Below are 18,568 nucleotides of genomic sequence, written 5' to 3'. Positions count from 1 at the left end.
CCCAGGCATAGGGAGGATTCAGCGACATGGCAGAAGGTTTCAGCATCACGGACGGCCCGGCGCGCCAGCGCGCCGAGGAGCTGGCCGCCTTCCTCGAGCGGCATGCGCGCACCCTGGTCCTTACCGGGGCCGGATTGTCGACCGCGTCGGGCATCCCCGACTACCGCGACCGCGACGGCGCCCGGCGCGGCAAGCAGCCTATCCAGGGACCGGAATTCCGGCGTTCCGAGGCGGTGCAGCGCCGCTACTGGGCGCGCAGCATGGTGGGCTGGCCGGTGCTGGCCAAGGCTACGCCCAACCGGGGCCACAAGGCCCTGGCCGCGCTCGAAGCGAGCGGCAAGATCGGCTTCATCCTGACCCAGAACGTCGACGGCCTGCATCACCAGGCCGGCAGTCATGCCGTGCTCGAGCTGCACGGCAATATTCACACTGTCCGCTGCCTGGCCTGCGAGGCGCAGTTTCCGCGCGCCCTGGTCCAGAACCAACTGGAAGCGGCGAACCCGCAACTGGCCCAGGCCCTGGCGACGCCGCTGCCGGACGGCGACGCCGCGCTCGACCCGGACGCCATCACCGATTTCACGCTGCCGGGCTGCCTGCACTGCGGCGGCGCCCTGGCGCCGGACGTGGTGTTCTTCGGCGACAACGTTCCGGCGGCCCGCACCACCGCCGCGCTGGCCCAGATGGAAGCGGCCGACGCCCTGCTGGTGGTCGGCTCCTCGCTGATGGTCTACTCGGGCTTCCGCTTCTGCCGCATGGCGCGCGAGACCGGCAAGCTGATCGCCGCCGTCAACCTCGGACGCACCCGTGCGGACGACCTGCTGCATCTCAAACTCGATGAATCCAGCGAGCACGTGCTGCCGCTCGTGGCCGAGCTGCTCAATGCCCGGCCGCCGGCCCTGCCGCCCGCGCTCATCGACCACAAGGGGGTATTGTGAGCGACTACCAGAGGAGCCGCGCGCTCCGCACCCGCGCACCCGCGTCGCGCACCGGCCTGCTGCTGGCCGGCCTCGGCCTCGGCCTGGCCGCTTCCTGGCTCTACGTGCGCGCGAAGACGCGCGAGGTCGAGCGCGAGCACCCGCCGGAGGGCAAGTTCGTCACGGTCGACGGGGTGCGCCTGCACTATCTCGAGCGCGGCGAGGGTCCGGTGCTGGTGCTCTTGCACGGAATCGGCGTGCATGCCAAGGATTTCGAGCTCAGCGGAGTGCTGGACGCGGCGGCGCGCCATTACCGGGTGATCGCCTTCGACCGCCCGGGTTACGGCTACAGCGAGCGCCCGCGCACGACCGTCTGGACGCCGGAGCGGCAGGCGCGCCTGCTGCATCGCGCGCTGCAGGAGCTGCAGATCCAGTCGGCCATCGTGCTGGGCCATTCCTGGGGCACGCTGCCGGCCCTGGCGATGGGATTGCAGGCGCCGGAGGTCGTGCGCGGCCTGGTGCTGCTGGGCGGCTACTACTACCCCAGCCTGCGCGCCGAAGTCCCCTTCACAGGGGCGCCGGCGCTGCCGGTGGTCGGCGACCTGCTCAGCCACACGGTCTCGCCCCTGCTCTCGCGCATGCTGTGGCGGCCGGTCACGCGCCGCACTTTCGCGCCGATGCCGGTGTCCGGCCGCTTCAAGGGTCTGCCGGTATGGATGGCCCTGAGGCCGAAGCAGTTGCGCGCCACGGCCGCCGACAGCGCCATGCTGGTGCCCGGCGCGGCCATGCTGGCGCGGCATTACGGGGAACTGAAGGTGCCGGTCAGGATCCTGGCCGGCACGGGCGACCGCATCATCGATTTCACCCACAATTCGGAGCGGCTGCAGGGCGGCGTGCGCGACGGACAACTGGAGCTCTGCCCGGGCGTCGGCCACATGCTGCACTACGCCCATCCCGAGAAGGTGGTCGCGGCGGTCGATGCGATCGCCGCCCAGGTCGGCGAGCCGGTCCTGCTCCGCGACGCGCGGGCGGAAGCGCTGGCGCGGGCCAGCGAGAGCGGGGTCTGAGGCGTCGCCGGACCCTTATTGCCGGGCCCTTATTGCTGGGCCATGAACTTGAGGACCAGGCCGGTGACCAGGGCCGCCGCCATCGCCAGCGACAGGGCGCCCAGCAGCGCGGGCGAGCCGATCGTGACGTCCTCGGACGCGGCAGGCCCCTGCATGCGCAGCGCGCGCCCCAGCACCACCGGGCGCAGGAAGCCGCGCAGGCCGAGCAGCAGCATGCCGAGGCCGAAGAACAGCTCACCGTTGAGGTCGTAGCGGATCCCGTCCAGCAGTTGCGGCAGCCCCAGCAGCAGGCCGAAACCCAGCCAGAACAGGCGCGAGCCGAGGGAGCGCGACAGCTTGGACGCGGCGCTCATCCGACGATCCGCAGCGAATAGTCGGTCGCGCGCAGGTCCTTGGTCAGGCTGCCGATCGAGATGCGGTCGACGCCGGTTTCGGCGATCGCCCGCACGGTCTGCAAATTGACGCCGCCCGAGGCTTCCAGCAAGGCGCGGCCGGCATTCACCCGCACCGCCTCGCGCATCATGTCGAGGTTGAAATTGTCCAGCAACACAGACTTTACGCCGCCCGCCAGCGCTTCCTCGAGCTGGGCGATGGTCTCGACCTCGATCTGCACCGGCACGCCGGCATCGAGCGCGTCCGCCGCCTGCAGGGCGGCGGTCACGCCGCCGGCCGCGGCGATGTGGTTTTCCTTGATCAGGATGCCGTCGTAGAGCGCCAGGCGCTGGTTCTGGCCGCCGCCCACCCGCACCGCGTACTTTTGCGCCAGGCGCAGGCCCGGCAGGGTCTTGCGGGTGTCGAGGATGGCGGCGCGGGTGCCGGCGATCACGTCGACGTAGCGGCGGGTGGCCGTGGCCACGCCCGACAGCAGTTGCAGGAAGTTCAGGGCCGCGCGCTCGGCGGTGAGCAACGAGCGCGGCGCGCCGGCGATGGTGCAGACCACGCTGTCGGCCGCCATCAGCTCGCCCTCGGCGTACTTCCAGTCGATCTCGAGGTCCTGGTCGACCGCCAGCATCACGCCCTCGAACCAGGGCGCGCCGCACAGCACGGCTTCCTCGCGCACGATCACGCGCGCCTGCACGCGCGTGTCGGCGGGCACCAGCTTGCCGGTCAGGTCGCCGGTGCCGACGTCTTCCAGCAGCGCGGCCAGGATGTTCTGTTCGAAGGCCGACTGCAGCTTGTCGTCGAAGCCGGCTTCCGGGATGAAGGGATTGCGCAGGGTCGTCATGCCGGACCCACTCCCGAGAACAGCGTCGCGTTCTGCTCCAGCGCGCCGCTCGGCAGGGCCTTGGCCTTCTTGGCGGCGGCGAAGTCCAGCATGCGGTCGATCGCACGCTTGGCCTGGCGGCCGGTTTCCGGATCGACGTGGATCTGGTTGGCGCCGGTTTCCAGCACCTCGGCCAGGTTCTTGAGGCCGTTCATCGCCATCCACGGGCAGTGGGCGCAGCTCTTGCAGGTGGCGCTGTTGCCGGCGGTCGGGGCTTCGATGAAGGTCTTGCCCGGCGCGGCCATGCGCATCTTGTGCAGGATCCCGTTGTCGGTCGCCACGATGAAGGTGGTGGCGTCCAGTTCGCGCGCCGCATTGATCAGCTGGGTGGTCGAGCCGACCACGTCGGCCTGGGCCACCACGGCAGCCGGCGACTCCGGGTGCACCAGCACCTTGGCCTGCGGGTGTTCGGCCTTGAGCAGGTCGAGTTCGATGCCCTTGAACTCGTCGTGCACCAGGCAGGAGCCCTGCCACAGCAGCATGTCGGCGCCGGTCTGCTTCTGGATGTAGGCGCCCAGGTGGCGGTCGGGCGCCCACAGGATCTTCTTGCCCTGCTCGTGCAGGTGCTTGACGATGTCCAGGCCGATCGAGGAAGTCACCATCCAGTCGGCGCGCGCCTTCACTGCGGCGCTGGTGTTGGCGTAGACCACCACGGTGCGGTCCGGGTGCTGGTCGCAGAAGGCCGCGAACTCGTCGGCCGGGCAGCCCAGGTCGAGCGAGCAGGTGGCGTCCAGGTCCGGCATCAGGATGGTCTTTTCCGGGTTCAGGATCTTCGAGGTCTCGCCCATGAAGCGCACCCCGGCCACCACCAGGGTCTTGGCGGGATGGTCGCGCCCGAAGCGCGCCATTTCCAGCGAATCCGAAACGCAGCCGCCGGTCTCCTCGGCCAGGTCCTGCAGCTCGGCGTCCACGTAGTAGTGGGCCACCAGCACGGCGTCGCGCTCCTTGAGCAGGCGGCGGATGCGCGCCTTGAGCTCGATTTTCTCTTCCGCGCTGGGTTGGGCGGGCGTGCGCGCCCAGGCTTCGGCGGTGCAGGCGGCGCCCGCGACCGGCCGGTCGTATTCGAAGGTCTTGATCGGGAGTACGGTGTTCATGCGAAGTATGATCTCACAATGAAAAGAGGCGCGCAGGAGCGGCCTTGGCCGCCCCGCCCTGCCGCATCAGGCGTCGATGCCCTGGCTCTTCAGGTAATCCTCGTAATTGCCCTGGAAGTCGACGATCTCGTTCTCGCGGATCTCCAGGATGCGGGTCGCCAGCGAGGACACGAACTCGCGGTCGTGCGACACGAAGATCAGGGTGCCGGCGTATTTGTCGAGCGCGATGTTCAGGGACTCGATCGATTCCATGTCCATGTGGTTGGTCGGCTCGTCCAGCAGCAGCACGTTGTGGCGGCCCAGCATCAGCTTGCCGTACATCATGCGGCCCTTTTCACCGCCCGAGAGCACGCGCACCGATTTCTTGACTTCGTCGCCGCCGAACAGCAGGCGGCCGAGGATGGAGCGCACGGCCTGGTCGTCGTCGCCTTCCTGGGTCCACTGGCCCATCCAGTCGGTCAGGTTGGTGTCGCTCGCGAACTCCTCGGTCGGATCCTGGGGCATATAGCCGACGTTGGCGTTCTCGGCCCACTTGGTGCGGCCCTGGTCGGCGTCGAGACCGGTGATCTCGGCGCCACCGATGCAGCGCAGCAAGGTGGTCTTGCCGGCGCCGTTGGCGCCGATGATGGCGATCCGCTCGCCGGCCTCGACCATGATCGAGAAATTCTTGAACAGCGGACGGTCGTAGGCCTTGGTCAGGCCCTCGGTTTCCACCGCCAGGCGGTGCAGCTTCTTCTCGCCCTCGAAGCGCACGAAGGGGTAGGCGCGCGAGGACGGCTTGAATTCCTCGATCTTGATCTTGTCGATCTGCTTGAGACGCGAGGTCGCCTGGCGGGCCTTGGACTTGTTGGCCGAGAAGCGGCGCACGAAGTCTTGCAGCTCGGCCACTTTTTCCTTGGCCTTGGCGTTGTTCGCCAGCTGCTGGTTGCGCGCCTGGGTCGAGGCCAGCATGTAGTCGTCGTAGGTGCCCGGATAGACCTTCAGGGTGCCGTAGTCCATGTCCGCGATGTGGGTGCAGACCTGGTTCAGGAAGTGACGGTCGTGCGAGATGATGATCATGGTCGAGTTGCGCTCGTTGAGCACGTTCTCGAGCCAGCGGATGGTGTGGATGTCCAGGTTGTTGGTCGGTTCGTCCAGCAGCAGGATGTCCGGGTTCGAGAACAGGGCCTGGGCCAGCAGCACGCGCAGCTTCCAGCCCGGCGCCACGGCGCTCATCGGGCCCTGGTGCAGGTCGATCGAGATGCCCACGCCCAGCAGCAGCTCGCCGGCGCGCGCCTCGGCCGAATAGCCGTCGTATTCGGCCACCTTGCCTTCGAGCTCGGCGGCGCGCATGTAGTCGTCGTCGGTGGCTTCCGGGTTGGCGTAGATCGCGTCGCGCTCGGCGATGGCGTTCCACAGCTCGGTGTGGCCCATCATCACCACGTCCAGCACGCGCACGTCTTCGTACGCGAACTGGTCCTGGCGCAGCTTGCCCAGGCGCTCGCCCGGATCGAGGCTGACATTGCCGGCCGACGGCTCCAGGTCGCCGCCGAGGATCTTCATGAAGGTCGACTTGCCGCAGCCGTTCGCACCGATCAGGCCATAGCGGTTGCCTTCACCGAACTTGACGGAAATGTTTTCGAACAGCGGCTTGGCGCCGAATTGCATCGTGATATTGGCAGTGGAGAGCACGTTAAACCTTTGGAAGAGCGGTTTTGCGCGAGATTTGCCCGCGCTTTACATTAACCGGCTATTTTACCATCGGCCGCCCCTCCTGGCCTAGCAGGGGGCGTGGCGGCCAGCCTACTCAGCGGCGCAGCAGGTCGCGCAGGCCGTAATACCAGTAGGTGGCCTGGGCCGCGGCCAGTCCGGCCGGGCCACCGGTCCAGGGCAAGCCCCAGCGTGCGTACTGGCGCAGCGGGCCCGGCTCGCCGGTCAGGGCGCCGCCCAGCAGCTCGCCCGCCAGGGTGGTCGGGGCCACGCCGTGGCCGCCGAAGCCCATGCCGTACCACAAGCCGTCCGGCAAACGGCCGACCTGGGGCATCTTGTGGCGCGCATAACTCATCAGGCCGCTCCAGGCGTGTTCCACCCGCAGGCCCGCGAGCTGGGGATAGACCCGCAGCATGTCGCCGTACAGCAGTCGGGCGACCGCGCGCGGCGAGCGGTGCAGGATCGAGATCCGGCCGCCCCACAGCAGCCGGGTATCGGGCAGCACGCGGTAATAATCGAAGGCGAAGCGGGTGTCGTAGACCGCCGCCCGGGTGCGGATGCTGGAGGCCAGGCGTTCGCCCAGCGGCTCGGTGCTCATCACGTAAGTGGCGATCGGCAGGATGGCGGCGCGCAGGCGGCGGTGCAGGCTGGCCAGGTAGCCGCCGCAGCACACCACCACCTCGCGCGCGGACACCGTACCGTGGCCGGTCGAGACCAGCCAGCCGCCTTGGGTGCGCTTCAGGCCCGTGACACGGCTGTGCTCGTGGATCGCCACGCCCTGGCGCGCCAGGGTGCGCGCCAGGCCCTGGGCGTAGCGCAGCGGATGGAAGTGGAAGGCGTCCGGCTCGAACAGCCCGCCCCGGTAGCGTGTGGTGCGCAGCTGGTCGGCCAGCTCGGCGCGGCCGATGTGGCGCCATTCGACGCCCATGTGCTCGGCCATGAAGCGCTGCTGCTCCAGCAGGATGCGGTCGTCGTCGAACCAGTTGGCCAGGATCACCCCGCTTTCCTGCACGTCGCAGTCGATCTCGTGGCGGGCGATGCGCTTGCGGATCAGGTTCACGGCGGCCAGGGTGTCGCCGTACAGCCGGCGCGCGGACCGCCCGGCGCTGCGCTGCAGGGCCCGCTCGCCCAGCGAAAAACCGCCGAACACGAAGCCGCCATTGCGGCCGGAAGCGCCGTGGCCGACCTCCTCCGCCTCGAGCACGACCACGTCGCGCTCGCCGCGCTCGGCCAGCGACATGGCGGTGCCCAGGCCGGCGAAGCCGGCGCCGATGATGCAGACGGCGCACTCGCGCGCGCCGGACAAGGCTGGGTAGGTGTCGGGCGAGCAGCTCGCCCGGTAGTAGGTGTGTGCGCTGAGGCGCTCAGGCACGTCGCAGGGTCGGATAATCCGACAGCGTGAGGGTGAAGCCGGCGGCGTCGGACAGCAGCCGGCCCTGGGCGCCGAAGGGGATGGTCACCCGGCGGGGACCGTGTCCGAAGCTAAGCCCGGTCAGCACCGGCACCGCCAGCTTGCCGCGCACATAGGCCAGCATGCTGTCGAAGTCGTAGCCGTTGTCGGTCGGCGCCAGCTTGTAGCCGGAAAAATCGCCCAGCAGCACGGCGCGCTGGCGCTCGAGCACGCCGGCCTGCTGCAGTTGCAGCAGCATGCGCTCGATGCGGAAAGGATGCTCGTTGATGTCCTCGAGGTAGAGGATGCCCCCCTCGATCTCGGGGAAGTACGGCGTGCCGAGCAGCGAGACGATCATCGCCAGGTTGCCGCCCCAGACCGTGCCGCGCAGGTCCAGCGCCGGATTGCCGGCCGCCTGTTCGCGGATGGTGTGGGTCGGGCCGGCCAGACAGGACCAGAAATCCTCGAGGGTGAAGGCCACCGGTTCGCGCGCGCCGAAGTCGCCCGCGATCATCGGCCCGGCATAGCTCAGGGCGCCGGTGGCCCGGTAGAGGCCCATCTGCAAGGCGGTGACATCGGAAAAGCCGACCACGATCTTGCCGCTGGCGGCGATGGCCTCGAAGTCGATGTCGGGCAGCAGCCGGGTCATGCCGTAGGCGCCGCGCAGGGCGACGATCAGCTGGATGTCCGGATCGCGCACCGCCGCATGGAGCTGGGCCAGGCGGGCCTCGTCGGTGCCGCCGAAGCGCTGATGGATCGCCCCGTGATCGTAATAGTTGTGGACCAGGTGGCCCTGGGCTTCGAGGCGCGCGATGGCGCGCTCGACGGACGTGGGATCGGGCGTGTAGCCGCCCGGCGCCACGATGGCGATGCCGATGTTCGGGGTGATCACTGTTTGACGAAGAGGCGCGGTGTTGAGTCTGGCAACATCTTACCCCGCGCATGGGCGTCGATCAAGGCAAGCAGGCGCTCCGCCAGCTGCGGCGGCAGGTCGTGGCCCATGCCCTCGATGATTTCCAGGCGCGCGCCGGGGACCTGGCGGGCGGTGTCTTCGCCGCAGGCGGGCGGCACCAGCGGATCGGCGGCGCCGTGGATGACCAGAGTGGGCGCGCTGATCGCACGCAGCAAGGCGCTGCGGTCGCCCGAGGCCGTCACCGCCAGCATTTGGCGCGCCATGCCGCTCGGGCAATAGCTTCGCCTTAGGGAGCGGGCGAGGCGCTTGCGCAGGGTCTTTTCGGGAGTGGGATAGGCCGGGCTGCCGATAGCCCGCATCAGGCCCACGGCATGCTCGATGACGCTGCCGATGTCGGCGCTGTTGGCGGGCTTGCGCGCCAGCGCCTTGCGCACGACGGGCGTGGGCCCCGGCAGGCCGCGCCGACCGCTGCTGGACATGATCGAGGTCAAACTCAAGACCCGCTGCGGATGCTGGGCGGCGAGGATCTGCGCCACCATGCCGCCCATCGCCACGCCGACCACGTGGGCGCGCGCCACGCCCAGGGCCGAGAGCACGCCGAGGGCGTCCTCGGCCATGTCTTCCAGCGTGTAGGGCGGGTGCAGGCGCCAGCCGAGGCGGGCCTTGAGACGGGCCAGCCCCAGGTGAGGCGTGCCGGCCTGCTCGAACTTGGTCGACAGGCCGCTGTCGCGGTGGTCGAAGCGGATCACGTAGAAACCGAGCTCCACCAGGCCGTCGACGAATTCCTCGGGCCAGGCGGTGAGCTGCATGCCCAGCCCGTGCACCAGCAGCAGGGGCACGGATTTGGGGTCGCCCGCGGTGTCGAAGGCGATGCGCAGTCCGTTGGCGTTGAGAGTCGGCATGGCTGAGTCGGTCGGCGCCGGGTGTGTGGGGCGCCATTGCTTGGGTTAAGCGGATTCTCCTGTGGCCGTGCGGGACGGCGTGGAATCAGCATAACACTTTCGCCAGGGCGGCGGCGCTCATGCCGGACAAACGCCGGCGCGGGACCGGCAGGAAGCGGCCGCCGCCGGGGCGGCGGGTCAGGCGGCGGGCGTCTTGCGCGCCAGGGCGCGGCGTTCGGCGAAGAAGGCTTTCAGGAGCGCGCTCGCCTCCTCGGCCAGCACCCCTTTGACCACCTCGGTATGGTGATTCAGCCGCTCCTGTGCGAACACGTCGAGGACCGAACCGCAGGCGCCGGTCTTGGGGTCGTCCGCGGCGTACACCACCCGCGCCAGGCGCGCATGCATCATGGCGCCGGAGCACATGATGCAGGGCTCCAGGGTCACGTAGAGCTCGCAGCCCGGCAGGCGGTAGTTGCCGAGTTTTTCGGCGGCCGCGCGCAGGGCCATGATCTCGGCGTGGGCGGTGGGGTCGTGGCGTCCGATCGGCTGGTTGTAGCCGGTGGCGATCACCTCGCCGTCCCGCACCACCACCGCGCCGACCGGCACCTCGCCCTGCTCCCAGGCCTTGCGCGCCTCGAGCAGGGCCAGCCCCATGTAACGATCAGGCATCGACGATCTCGGCCCAGCAGTTGGGGGTCTCGTGCAGCACCAGCTTGTGCAGGCGCAGGCCGGTGCCGTAGCGGTCCGTGAACACGGTCTTGAGGATGCCGAAGGCCACCTGGGCCAGGTTTTCCACGGTCGGGATGCGGTCGATCACGACGGTCTTGTGGCCAGGGAGCGAGGCCAGGAAGTCGCGCACCTTCTCGTCCTTCTCGTAGACCAGGAAGGCATGGTCCCAGACGTCGACCAGGTGCTGCTTGGCGAGCGCCTTGACGTCCGAGAAGTCCATGATCATGCCGTTGTCGGAATTGCCGTCGGCGTCGATCACTTCGCCGGTCAGGGTGATCTCGAGGGTGTAGCGGTGGCCGTGCAGGTTGCGGCACTGGCTCTTGTGGTCGGGAATCCGGTGGCCGGCATCGAATTCCAGTTTACGGGTAATGGTCAGCATCGCGCTTAGGGAATCTGGAGGAGTTTATGGGTCTGGAGGCTGAGCTTCCACTTGGGGTTGCGCCGGCAGGTCTCGATCGCCAGGCGCGTGTTGTGGGCGGCCAGGGGGCCGTCCATCGGCTGCACGTAGAAGTTCTCGAAATCGAGGCGCTCGTAGGCGGCCAGGTCCTGGTTCGCCTGCGGGATCACGACCTTGATCTCGTTGCCTTTCTCGACCACCAGGGTGGAGCCCATCTTCGGACTCACGCACACCCAGTCCACGCCTTCCGGCACCGGCAGGGTGCCGTTGGTCTCGATGGCGATGGTGAAGCCATGCGCGTGCATGGCGGCGATCAGGGCCGCGTCCAGCTGCAGCAGCGGCTCGCCGCCGGTGAAGACCACGTATTTGCTGGGGGTGTAGCTGGCCGGCCACAGGCTGTCGATCTCGGCGGCCAGGGCCTCGGCGTCCTTGAACTTGCCGCCGCGCTCGCCGTCGGTGCCGACGAAATCGGTATCGCAGAAGCTGCACACCGCGCTGGCGCGATCCTGCTCGCGGCCGGTCCACAGGTTGCAGCCCGAGAAACGGCAGAATACGGCCGGGCGCCCCGCATGGGCGCCTTCGCCCTGCAGGGTGTAGAAGATTTCTTTGATGCTGTAAGTCACGGTAAGCCTCTCGTCAACCTTCCATTATAGCGTGCTGCGGCGCAATCCGCAGCCCCCGGCCGGCCGCTTGCGGTCCGTAGGAAAGGCGACAGCGCCCTCGCCCGGTCCTTGACCGGGGGCGCTGGCTGCAGGCGTGTTCGTGGAGGAAGAGCGCCGCCGCCCACCAAGGGGCGGCCCGTCGCGCGAGGCCTGGCTTACTGGATGCGGGCGACGCGCGCGGTGCTGGCGTAGCCGCCGACCTGGAGCAGGTAGCCGCCGAGCGCCCCGCGCGAGATCTCGACCTGAGGATTGTTCATTTGCGGCAGGACCGCCTCGCCTTCGGTGACGCGCCAGACCTGGCCATTGGCCAGCTCGATGCGGGTGCCCGGCGACCAGCCCTCGAAGGCGCCGGCCACGGTGCTGCGGATCATCTTCGGTCCCTTGTCCTTGACCGGCTTGGGAGCAGCGGCCAGGCCGAAGCGTGCTTCGGGCTGGACGGCGGCCTCGCTGCGCGCCGCCGGTGCCCCGGCTGCCGCCAGGGGCATCGCGTCGTAGCACGCCAGCCGGCTCGCGGTATCGGCCAGGGCGCGGCATTTCAGGACGGCGGCATCGTCGGCCAGCGCGGCGCCGGACACCAGGAGCAACAAGGACAGGGCTTTTTTCATGGGCTTTTCGCGGTTCGGGTGGACGGGACGGGCGGACCCGGCTCGGCGGAATTATATCTTCAACAAGCTTTCCGGTGGCCGTGGACACGCACCGCCGGCGGCCCCTCCCCTGCACCGTTCTTGAGCATCAGCAATATTCTTTTCAGATAAAGACGCTACCTTCCTACGGAAAGTTCCGAATCTGGTCAGAAGGAAGCTATGTACAAATCCACGCTTTTCCTAGCCATGCTGTTCGGCGCGGCGCCGGCCCAGGCCATGCCGCTCCCGCTGCGCAGTCTCGCGCCCGAGTTGCTGGCTTGCGCCCTGACCGCGCTGGCCGGACTGATGCTGGCCTGCATACTCTTGCGCCGCAGCCTGGCCAGCGCCGAATGCGCCCACACCCTTGCGCTTCAGCTCGCCACCGAGCGCGAGGCGCGCTGGATGGCCGACCAGGCCCTGGCCGAGCAGGACGAGCTGCTGTGCAGCCTGGTCTGCCGCGACGAGGCCCCGCTGGGCGTGGCAGCTCCTGGACGGGCCACACCGGATCCGCGCCTGGTCCGGCGCCTGGTTTCCCTGCGCACCGAATTGTCGCAACTGCACGACAGCCTGGCCGGAGATTCGCCGGAAGCTGGCCAGCGCCTCGGGGACGCCTTGAGGAAGCTCGACGGCGTCCTGCAGGTCGTCGCGGCCGCCAGGGGTGGGCGGGCCCCGCCCCCGCCCGCCCCGCGCGAGAGGATGGAGGCGGCAGCCTGAGCGGCCTTTCCACGGGCAAGGGCACTTGCTGAAAATCAATGAGGCGTTTCCTCGGCGGTAGCAAAATTGCCTCCAGTCAGCAGCCATTCGGCTGTTGCTGTGAACGCAAAGGACCGCCATGATCAGCACAACGGGTATCCAGACAGGACTCCAGCTTCCGCCGCCGGCATCCCCGGTGCAGGACGCGGCCTTCGTCGGCCAGTTGATGGCGAGCCTGTCGGTGCCCGTGTTCGTGCTGGATACCCGCGCCCGGGTCATGATCTGGAACCGCGCCTGCGAGGAGCTGACCGGCGTCCCGGCCGGCGAGATGGTGGGCACCAGCGAGCATTGGCGCAGCTTCTACGAGCAGGAGCGCCCTACCCTGGCCGACCTCGTGCTGCGCCGGCGCCTGGACGACGGCCGCGAGGCCGTGCCCCAGATCTATCCACGCACCGAGGGCGCGGCCGGCGCGCCGGCCGTGCTCTCGCTGGAGAGCTGGTGCGACATGCCGCGCGCCGGCCGGCGCCGCTACCTGGCGGCCGACGCCAGCCCGATCTATGACGCCGGCGGCCGCCTGTCGGCCGTGGTGGAAACCCTGCGCGACCTCACCGACGAAAAGATGGCCCAAGTCGCCCTGGAGCAGTTGGCGACGCGCGACGGCCTCACCGGACTGGCCAACCGCCGCTGCTTCGACGACACCCTGCACGCCGAATGGGCGCGCGCCCTGCGCCAGCAGCAGCCGCTGTCCCTCCTGATGGTCGACGTCGACAACTTCAAGGCCTATAACGACGCCCACGGCCACCTGGGCGGGGACGAGTGCCTGAAGCGGGTGGCCAAGGCGGTGGCCAGCGAGATGCGCGCCAACGACCTGGTGGCGCGCTATGGCGGCGAGGAATTCGCGGTGATCCTGCCCAACCAGTCGCTCAAGGGCGCGGCCATCGTGGCCGAGCGCATCCGCGCGCGGGTCGAGCAGCTCCAGCTGCCCTGCCGCTTCGGCGGCGGCAAGCACGTCACGGTCTCGATCGGCGCCGCCACCGCCATCGCCGGACCCGACAACACGGCCAGCCAGCTGGTCGCCATCGCCGACGCCGCCCTCTACCGCGCCAAGCACCTCGGGCGCAACCGCATCAGCCTGCCCATGGGCGACGCCGCCTAGTCGGCCGCCCCGCCAAACGCAAGCCGCGGCCTCGACGCCCGAGCACCGAAGCCCGCGACTTCAAACAATCGCACCATCAAACACCGTCATCCCGGCGAAGGCCGGGATCCAAGTTTGCTCGCCCACCGCTACTGTGGGCCTGAGAGGCGCGCGCGGGAAACCGGATCCCCGGCCTGCGCCGGGATGAGCTTGTTCGTGCGCCGCTTCGACGGGAAACCGGCCCGGAACAGGCCGGCCCGACGCGAGCCGGCCGGCCCAGGGATCAGGTGGTCATCTTGTCCCAACCCTGGCGCACGGCCGACTTCATCTTCTCCCAGGTCGAGGGCCCGTTCGGATTGCGGCTCTCCCAGTCCATGCGCAGGTCGCTCTCGGCCTCGTCCCACTGGCGATTGCTGTAGCGGGCGTTGCGGCGCATCTGCTCGCCGTAGGAATAGGCCGGGCGGTACTCGTCGTAGGAACCGGCGTCCGCGCCATAGGTTGCGCTCCAGTGCTTGCGGTAAGCGGCATCGTCGTCATCGGTCAGCCGGTTCCAGCCATGGCGCACCGCGTCCTTCATGTTCTCCCAGGTCGAACCGGCGCCCGAGGAGGCGTTGCGGCTGTCCCAGTCGCTCTGCAGTTGCGGCTGCACCTCGTCCCAGGGGCGATTGCGATAGAGCTCGCTGCGCGAGGCTTCGCGGCCATAGGTATAGGCGGACTTGTAGGTGTCGTAGTCCTTGCCGGAATCGGCGTAGTTGCTGCTGTAGTGGTCGCGGTAGTAGACGTCGTCGTCCATGCCGGAGCCGGTGCTGCTGGAAGCCGAATTGTCGCGCGAGAAGATGCGCATGCCCGCACGCTGGCCCGGCGTCGTGGACGCCGCGGCGCCCGAGGTGTCGCGCTGCTGCGAGCCCTGCAGCCCGCCGCCCTGGTAAGCGCCGCTGCCCTGGTCGGGCGAGCGCAGGGTCCCGCCCTGCATGCCGGAGCTGCCCAGGCCGACCCCGGTCTGCTGGGTGCCGTCGAGCGACGAGGCCTGGACCGAATTCTCCTGCAGGGTCGAACCCTGGAGCGAGGTGCCGCCGGTCGCGGTGAGCCCGCTCTTGCCCATCGGTTCCTGGTAGGTGGTGCCCATCGGCTCGGCCTGGTTCAGCGACTGCTGCTGGAAGAGCTTGCGGTCGCCCGGATTGTCCAGGGTCGGCTGGCCGCCCGCCTGCAGCGACTGGCCAGCGCCGCCCGACTGCGCCGACATGGCCGCGCCGCCCATGCTGCTGCCGTGTCCCATGCGCAGCGCCTCGGTGCCGGAAGGCACGTCGCCGAACTGCGAGGCCTGCTCGTCGATGTCGGTCGGGCCGTAGCGCTCGACGATGTCGGCGGCGCGCTCCACTTCCACCAACGACACGGCGGTCAGGGTCAGCACGTGGTGGCCGCGCGTCACCGCGCCTTCGTAGCGGCTGACGTGCTCGTCGTTGTCGCTGCCGAACAGGTCGCTGAAGAAATGCTTGATGCTGGCGCCGATGCCGGTCCCGCCGCCATCGCCAGCCCGGTCGGCCGTCATGTCACGCTCGCCCGCGATGTCGGAGGCGCCGGTGATGCTGTCGGTCTGGCCCGTGGGGTCGGCGTTCGACAGGCGCACGTCGCCACTGGAGAATCCCGACGACAGCAATTCATTCATCGCGCTCTGCGCGTCGGCCCGGTTGTCGAACACGGCTACAAGTGTATGTTGCATGGTCGTTTCCTCCATTCTGGTCAGGGTTGGTCCGCCGGCGGCCCACCGGTGGCGTCGTCGAAGCGTTCTACGCTCACCTGCTCGGTTTTGAGCACGGCCTGCTCGTGGTAGCGCTCCTCGCGCCGCGTGCGGGTGATGTGCAGTTCCTCCTTGATGCGCAGGCGGCGTTCGACCACCAGCACTTCCTCGAGGACCGGCACCACCAGCGTCTCGCCTTCATAGCGGTTGGCGGGCGCTTCCTCCAACGCGACGATGCGGTCGACCGGCACGCGCCGGACCTCCACTTCCTCGCGCAGCAAGGTCTCGTCGATGCTGACCGGCTGCTCGGTCACGGTCTTGTGGACCCTGACGCCGCGGCCGGTATCGACGGTCCGCGTTCCCACCTCGAGCCGCTCTTCGCTCACCGGAATCGTGGTGACTTCCTGCGGGCTGCTTGAAGCATTGTTACTGGACATCAGTTCGGCTCCTTCGATCGCTCGGCGGTCGATTTGAATGTACTCCAATCCGTATGTCGCGGGCGCGCGACTGGACAGTCGTTCGCCGACCTCGGATCTCGAGCTTGGTCGTAGAAAAATGGCGCCCGAAGGCGCCATCGTGCTCAGCGTTCAGCCTGTGGCCGATGCTCAGTAGCCGCGTCCCGAGGGCGCGTCTCCCGTCATCCGATCCCAACCGTGGCGAACCGCGGCCTTCACGCGCTCCCAGGTCGATCCGCCACCGCCATTGCGGGTTTCCCAGTCGCTGCGCAGCTCGGGCTCCACCTCGTCCCACTGGCGGCTGGTGTAGCGCGAGTCGCCGCGCATCTGGGTGCCGTAGCGGTAGGCCGGCGCGTAATCCTCGTAGCTGCCCCCACCGCTGGCGAACATGCTGCTGTAGTGGTTGCGGTAGTAGGAATCGTCATCGTCGTCCGTCATGCGATCCCAGCCGCGACGCACGGCCGCCTTGGTCTTCTCCCAGGTCGAAGCGCCGCCGGCGTTGCGCGATTCCCAGTCGGTGCGCAGGTCGCTCTCGACATCGTCCCACTGGCGACCGCTGTAGCGCGAGTCGCCGCGCATCTGCGAACCATAGCTGTAGGCCGGGGCGTAGTCGTCGTACGAGGCGCCGCTGCCGCTGTAGTTGCTGTTGAAGTGGCTGCGGAAGTCGCTGTCGTCGTCGCGCAGCGAACCGACGCCGCCGAGCTGCTCGACCTCGACCTCCGTGCGGCGCACCGTATCGCGGATCTGTTCCTGGCGCTGGTCGACCTGCTTGCCGATCGTCACTTCCTCGACCACACGGGCGCTCTTTTGCACGACCGCTTCCTCGGCGGTCTCGCGCATCTCGATGGTCTGTTCCTTGAAGGCGGTCGCGTCGAGCGGATTGACCGGCTGGTCGACCGGACGGCGCTGGACGTTCACGTGTTCCTCGCGCAGGCCGATGGTCTCGTTGACCGGGGTCTCGACGATGCGCGAGTAGATGCGCACGCCGCCGCGCTGGACCTCACGCTTGCCGACTTTCAGCTGTTCTTCCACCACCGGGATGGACTGGGTGGTGTTGAGCTGGGCGCCGGTGTCGCGCTGCAGCGAGTCGCTGCGTTGCAGGCTGCCCTGCGCGCTGGCCGACTGGGCCGACATCGAGGTCGATTGCTGCAGGCCGGCGCCGCCGCTCATGGCTGCGCCGCTGAGGCCGCCGGCCATCGCGCCCGTGCGGTCCGAGTGCTCGTCGATATCGGTCGGGCCGTAGCGCTCGACGATGTCGGCGGCGCGCTCGACCTCGGGCAGCGAGTCGGCGGTCAGGGTGAGCACGTGGCGGCCGCCGCTGATCGCGCTCTGGTAGCGGCTGACATGGCGCGCATCGTCGTCGTTGTCGCCGAACAGGTCGCTGAAGAAGTGCTTGATGCTGGCGCCGATGCCTTCGCCGCTGTCGGCGCTGCTGGTGCTGGCGGTGCTGCTGGTGCTGGTGGTGGATGCGGTGCTGGAACTGCCGGTCATGCCGGTGGTGTCCGCGCCGGAGAGGCGCACGTTCTCGCGCGAAAAGTTCGACGACAGCAATTCGTTCATCGCGTTCTGCGCATCGGTCTGGTTGTCGAACACGGCTACAAGCGTATGTTGCATGGTCGTTCCTCCGTCAGGTGGGACCTCGCCGCGGCGAGGTCGATTCAGTCATTGGCCTACGCGTCCAACGTGGGCCGATCCTGATCGAGACTACTCCAAACCTGTTGGGGCACGCGCACCATTGACCCCCGACAATCAAAGGCAGCGATGCACGCGTGACCGCGGCCGCGCGCGCGGCTCAAGAGAAGGGATTGTCGACCGTCTTGACGTCCGGTGGCGGCAGGCGATCGGGAAGCTCGCGCCCTTCCAGCGCGGCCACGATGGCGCCGAGGGCCGCGTGCAGGCGGCGCGCATCGGCCAGGCCGGCCTGGTCGGCGGTGAGGTCGACGTCGCCCGAGATGGTGACGCGGTCGACGCGGTTCTCGAGCATCAGATTGCCGACTTCGAGCACGTCGGCTTCGTTGGCGTAGGGGTCGAACCTGCTCTTCTTCGATGTCATGTGCGCTCCTGGTTTGCGTTGCGGGGCTTGCGCTGCTTGATCTTCGGCAGGCGCAGCATGCGCTCCTTCTGCTGCTGGCTCAGCGAGGGCAGCAGCTCGATGCCGACGATCCTTTCCAGCTCGGCCACCGGGATGACCTGGATCGGCGCGTCGCCGCGGTTCTCGACAAACCAGGCGGCGGCCGCCTTCTGGCGGGGACTGTACACCACCTTGTACAGATGGCTGGGCACGAGCACGTTGCCGACCTTGCGCAGGCTCGTGCCGAGGAAGGCCGGACCGGTGATCACGTAGAGCTCGCCCTCGCGCCTGGCCATCTTGCGCACCGCCTGTTCGATCGGAGCCCAGATATGGCGATTGTGCGCGCCGTCCTGGGGCACCATGTTGGCCAGGGAGAAGCTTTCGCGCTGGGTGCGGCGGTCCGGCATGTTGCCGTTGGGCGCCAGGTGGCCACGGTCGAAGCCGCTGCGCGCGTAGTCGGACAGTTCGGCGCGCTGGCCCTGGGGCAGGCGCGGCTCGGCGTGAAAGGCGTTGTCGCGGTCCAGGCCTTCGGCGCGCTCGAGGTTGTCGGCGCGGAGGTATTCGGCCGACCACAAGGGCGTGCGTGTCACGCCCGAGTGCATGACGCCGAACACGCCGTAGCACAGTTCGCGGGTGGCGGTGGCCAGCTTGGGATTGCGGATCTCGGGTGCGCGCCCATCCAGGTAATGGACGGGGCAACTCGCGGCCTGTGCGGCGCCGGCGGCGAGCATGGCGCCCGCGAGGACGATGCGGGCTAGTAATGAACGAAACATGTTGCTTAAGCTCAAGGAAGAACGGGCCTCATTTTAGCTTAGAGCAAGCATCGTCCAAAAAGCTCAGGAATAGGTGCGCA

General features: G+C 68.6%; 20 protein-coding genes. 4 read left to right on the top strand and 16 right to left on the bottom strand.

The features are described from left to right. Positions 1–26: 26 nt before the first annotated feature. Together B0920_RS06065 and B0920_RS06060 are read left to right on the top strand one after the other, a co-directional pair. Entirely contained in the window at positions 27–935 is a 909-nt protein-coding gene (locus tag B0920_RS06065; protein WP_078031646.1) for an NAD-dependent protein deacetylase, read from the top strand. Next, the gene (locus B0920_RS06060) at positions 932–1,981 is read left to right on the top strand and encodes an alpha/beta fold hydrolase (RefSeq protein ID WP_229455219.1); all 1,050 of its coding nucleotides are present in this window, start codon (positions 932–934) and stop codon (positions 1,979–1,981) included. The genes B0920_RS06065 and B0920_RS06060 overlap by 4 nt, the downstream gene beginning before the upstream one ends. 29 nt (positions 1,982–2,010) lie before the next feature. Here B0920_RS06060 and B0920_RS06055 read toward each other — a convergent pair whose 3' ends face one another. The 11 genes from B0920_RS06055 to B0920_RS06005 form a co-directional block, all read right to left on the bottom strand. Then, positions 2,011–2,334, bottom strand: a complete 324-nt coding sequence (locus B0920_RS06055) for a hypothetical protein (protein ID WP_078031645.1) — start codon at positions 2,332–2,334, stop codon at positions 2,011–2,013. Beyond that, positions 2,331–3,206, bottom strand: a complete 876-nt coding sequence (gene nadC / locus B0920_RS06050; protein WP_078031644.1) for a carboxylating nicotinate-nucleotide diphosphorylase — start codon at positions 3,204–3,206, stop codon at positions 2,331–2,333. Before nadC ends, B0920_RS06055 begins: the two co-directional genes overlap by 4 nt. After that, positions 3,203–4,339 carry a quinolinate synthase NadA gene (nadA, locus tag B0920_RS06045; protein WP_078031643.1) on the bottom strand — a complete coding sequence of 379 codons (1,137 nt, stop codon included), beginning with the start codon at positions 4,337–4,339 and terminating at the stop codon, positions 3,203–3,205. Before nadA ends, nadC begins: the two co-directional genes overlap by 4 nt. Positions 4,340–4,405: 66 nt before the next feature. Next, positions 4,406–6,010: an ABC-F family ATPase gene (locus B0920_RS06040; protein WP_078031642.1), complete on the bottom strand. Its 1,605-nt coding sequence runs from the start codon at positions 6,008–6,010 to the stop codon at positions 4,406–4,408. 115 nt (positions 6,011–6,125) lie between these two features. Then, positions 6,126–7,400 carry an FAD-binding oxidoreductase gene (locus B0920_RS06035; RefSeq protein WP_078031641.1) on the bottom strand — a complete coding sequence of 425 codons (1,275 nt, stop codon included), beginning with the start codon at positions 7,398–7,400 and terminating at the stop codon, positions 6,126–6,128. Next, entirely contained in the window at positions 7,393–8,310 is a 918-nt protein-coding gene (ldcA, locus tag B0920_RS06030; RefSeq protein ID WP_078031640.1) for a muramoyltetrapeptide carboxypeptidase, read from the bottom strand. The genes B0920_RS06035 and ldcA overlap by 8 nt, the downstream gene beginning before the upstream one ends. Beyond that, on the bottom strand, positions 8,307–9,233 hold the full coding sequence (locus B0920_RS06025; protein ID WP_078031639.1) for an alpha/beta fold hydrolase: 927 nt from the start codon (positions 9,231–9,233) through the stop codon (positions 8,307–8,309). Before B0920_RS06025 ends, ldcA begins: the two co-directional genes overlap by 4 nt. Positions 9,234–9,410: 177 nt before the next feature. Continuing rightward, positions 9,411–9,881, bottom strand: a complete 471-nt coding sequence (gene tadA / locus B0920_RS06020) for a tRNA adenosine(34) deaminase TadA (RefSeq protein WP_078031638.1) — start codon at positions 9,879–9,881, stop codon at positions 9,411–9,413. After that, positions 9,874–10,320 (bottom strand): 6-carboxytetrahydropterin synthase QueD, encoded by a 447-nt coding sequence (gene queD / locus B0920_RS06015; protein WP_078031637.1) that lies wholly within the window; start codon positions 10,318–10,320, stop codon positions 9,874–9,876. The genes tadA and queD overlap by 8 nt, the downstream gene beginning before the upstream one ends. Positions 10,321–10,325: 5 nt before the next feature. Next, entirely contained in the window at positions 10,326–10,961 is a 636-nt protein-coding gene (gene queE, locus B0920_RS06010; protein WP_078031636.1) for a 7-carboxy-7-deazaguanine synthase, read from the bottom strand. 194 nt (positions 10,962–11,155) lie between these two features. Continuing rightward, entirely contained in the window at positions 11,156–11,605 is a 450-nt protein-coding gene (locus B0920_RS06005) for a hypothetical protein (protein ID WP_078031635.1), read from the bottom strand. A gap of 198 nt (positions 11,606–11,803) precedes the next feature. Here B0920_RS06005 and B0920_RS06000 point away from each other — a divergent pair, with 198 nt between their 5' ends. Together B0920_RS06000 and B0920_RS05995 are read left to right on the top strand one after the other, a co-directional pair. Continuing rightward, a complete protein-coding gene (locus tag B0920_RS06000; RefSeq protein ID WP_143745665.1) occupies positions 11,804–12,337 on the top strand; it encodes a hypothetical protein in 534 nt (177 codons plus the stop codon). Between the two features lie 205 nt (positions 12,338–12,542). Then, on the top strand, positions 12,543–13,472 hold the full coding sequence (locus tag B0920_RS05995; protein WP_078033307.1) for a diguanylate cyclase: 930 nt from the start codon (positions 12,543–12,545) through the stop codon (positions 13,470–13,472). 262 nt (positions 13,473–13,734) lie between these two features. On the opposite strand, the gene B0920_RS05990 is transcribed toward B0920_RS05995, so the two are convergent. The 5 genes from B0920_RS05990 to B0920_RS05970 form a co-directional block, all read right to left on the bottom strand. Further along, positions 13,735–15,171 carry a hypothetical protein gene (locus tag B0920_RS05990; RefSeq protein WP_143745664.1) on the bottom strand — a complete coding sequence of 479 codons (1,437 nt, stop codon included), beginning with the start codon at positions 15,169–15,171 and terminating at the stop codon, positions 13,735–13,737. A 20-nt stretch (positions 15,172–15,191) separates the two neighbouring features. Further along, positions 15,192–15,626 carry a DUF2382 domain-containing protein gene (locus tag B0920_RS05985; protein ID WP_078031632.1) on the bottom strand — a complete coding sequence of 145 codons (435 nt, stop codon included), beginning with the start codon at positions 15,624–15,626 and terminating at the stop codon, positions 15,192–15,194. A 168-nt stretch (positions 15,627–15,794) separates the two neighbouring features. Next, the gene (locus B0920_RS05980; protein ID WP_229455214.1) at positions 15,795–17,258 is read right to left on the bottom strand and encodes a YsnF/AvaK domain-containing protein; all 1,464 of its coding nucleotides are present in this window, start codon (positions 17,256–17,258) and stop codon (positions 15,795–15,797) included. A 178-nt stretch (positions 17,259–17,436) separates the two neighbouring features. Then, the gene (locus tag B0920_RS05975) at positions 17,437–17,697 is read right to left on the bottom strand and encodes a hypothetical protein (RefSeq protein ID WP_078031630.1); all 261 of its coding nucleotides are present in this window, start codon (positions 17,695–17,697) and stop codon (positions 17,437–17,439) included. Then, positions 17,694–18,488: a DNA/RNA non-specific endonuclease gene (locus B0920_RS05970; protein ID WP_078031629.1), complete on the bottom strand. Its 795-nt coding sequence runs from the start codon at positions 18,486–18,488 to the stop codon at positions 17,694–17,696. The genes B0920_RS05975 and B0920_RS05970 overlap by 4 nt, the downstream gene beginning before the upstream one ends. Between the last annotated feature and the right edge of the window lie 80 nt (positions 18,489–18,568).

It is taken from the genome of Massilia sp. KIM (genome assembly GCF_002007115.1).
Lineage (GTDB): Bacteria > Pseudomonadota > Gammaproteobacteria > Burkholderiales > Burkholderiaceae_D > Telluria.
The sequence above is the reverse complement of the archived record's forward strand: the minus strand, read 5'-3'. Positions and strand labels throughout refer to the sequence as shown.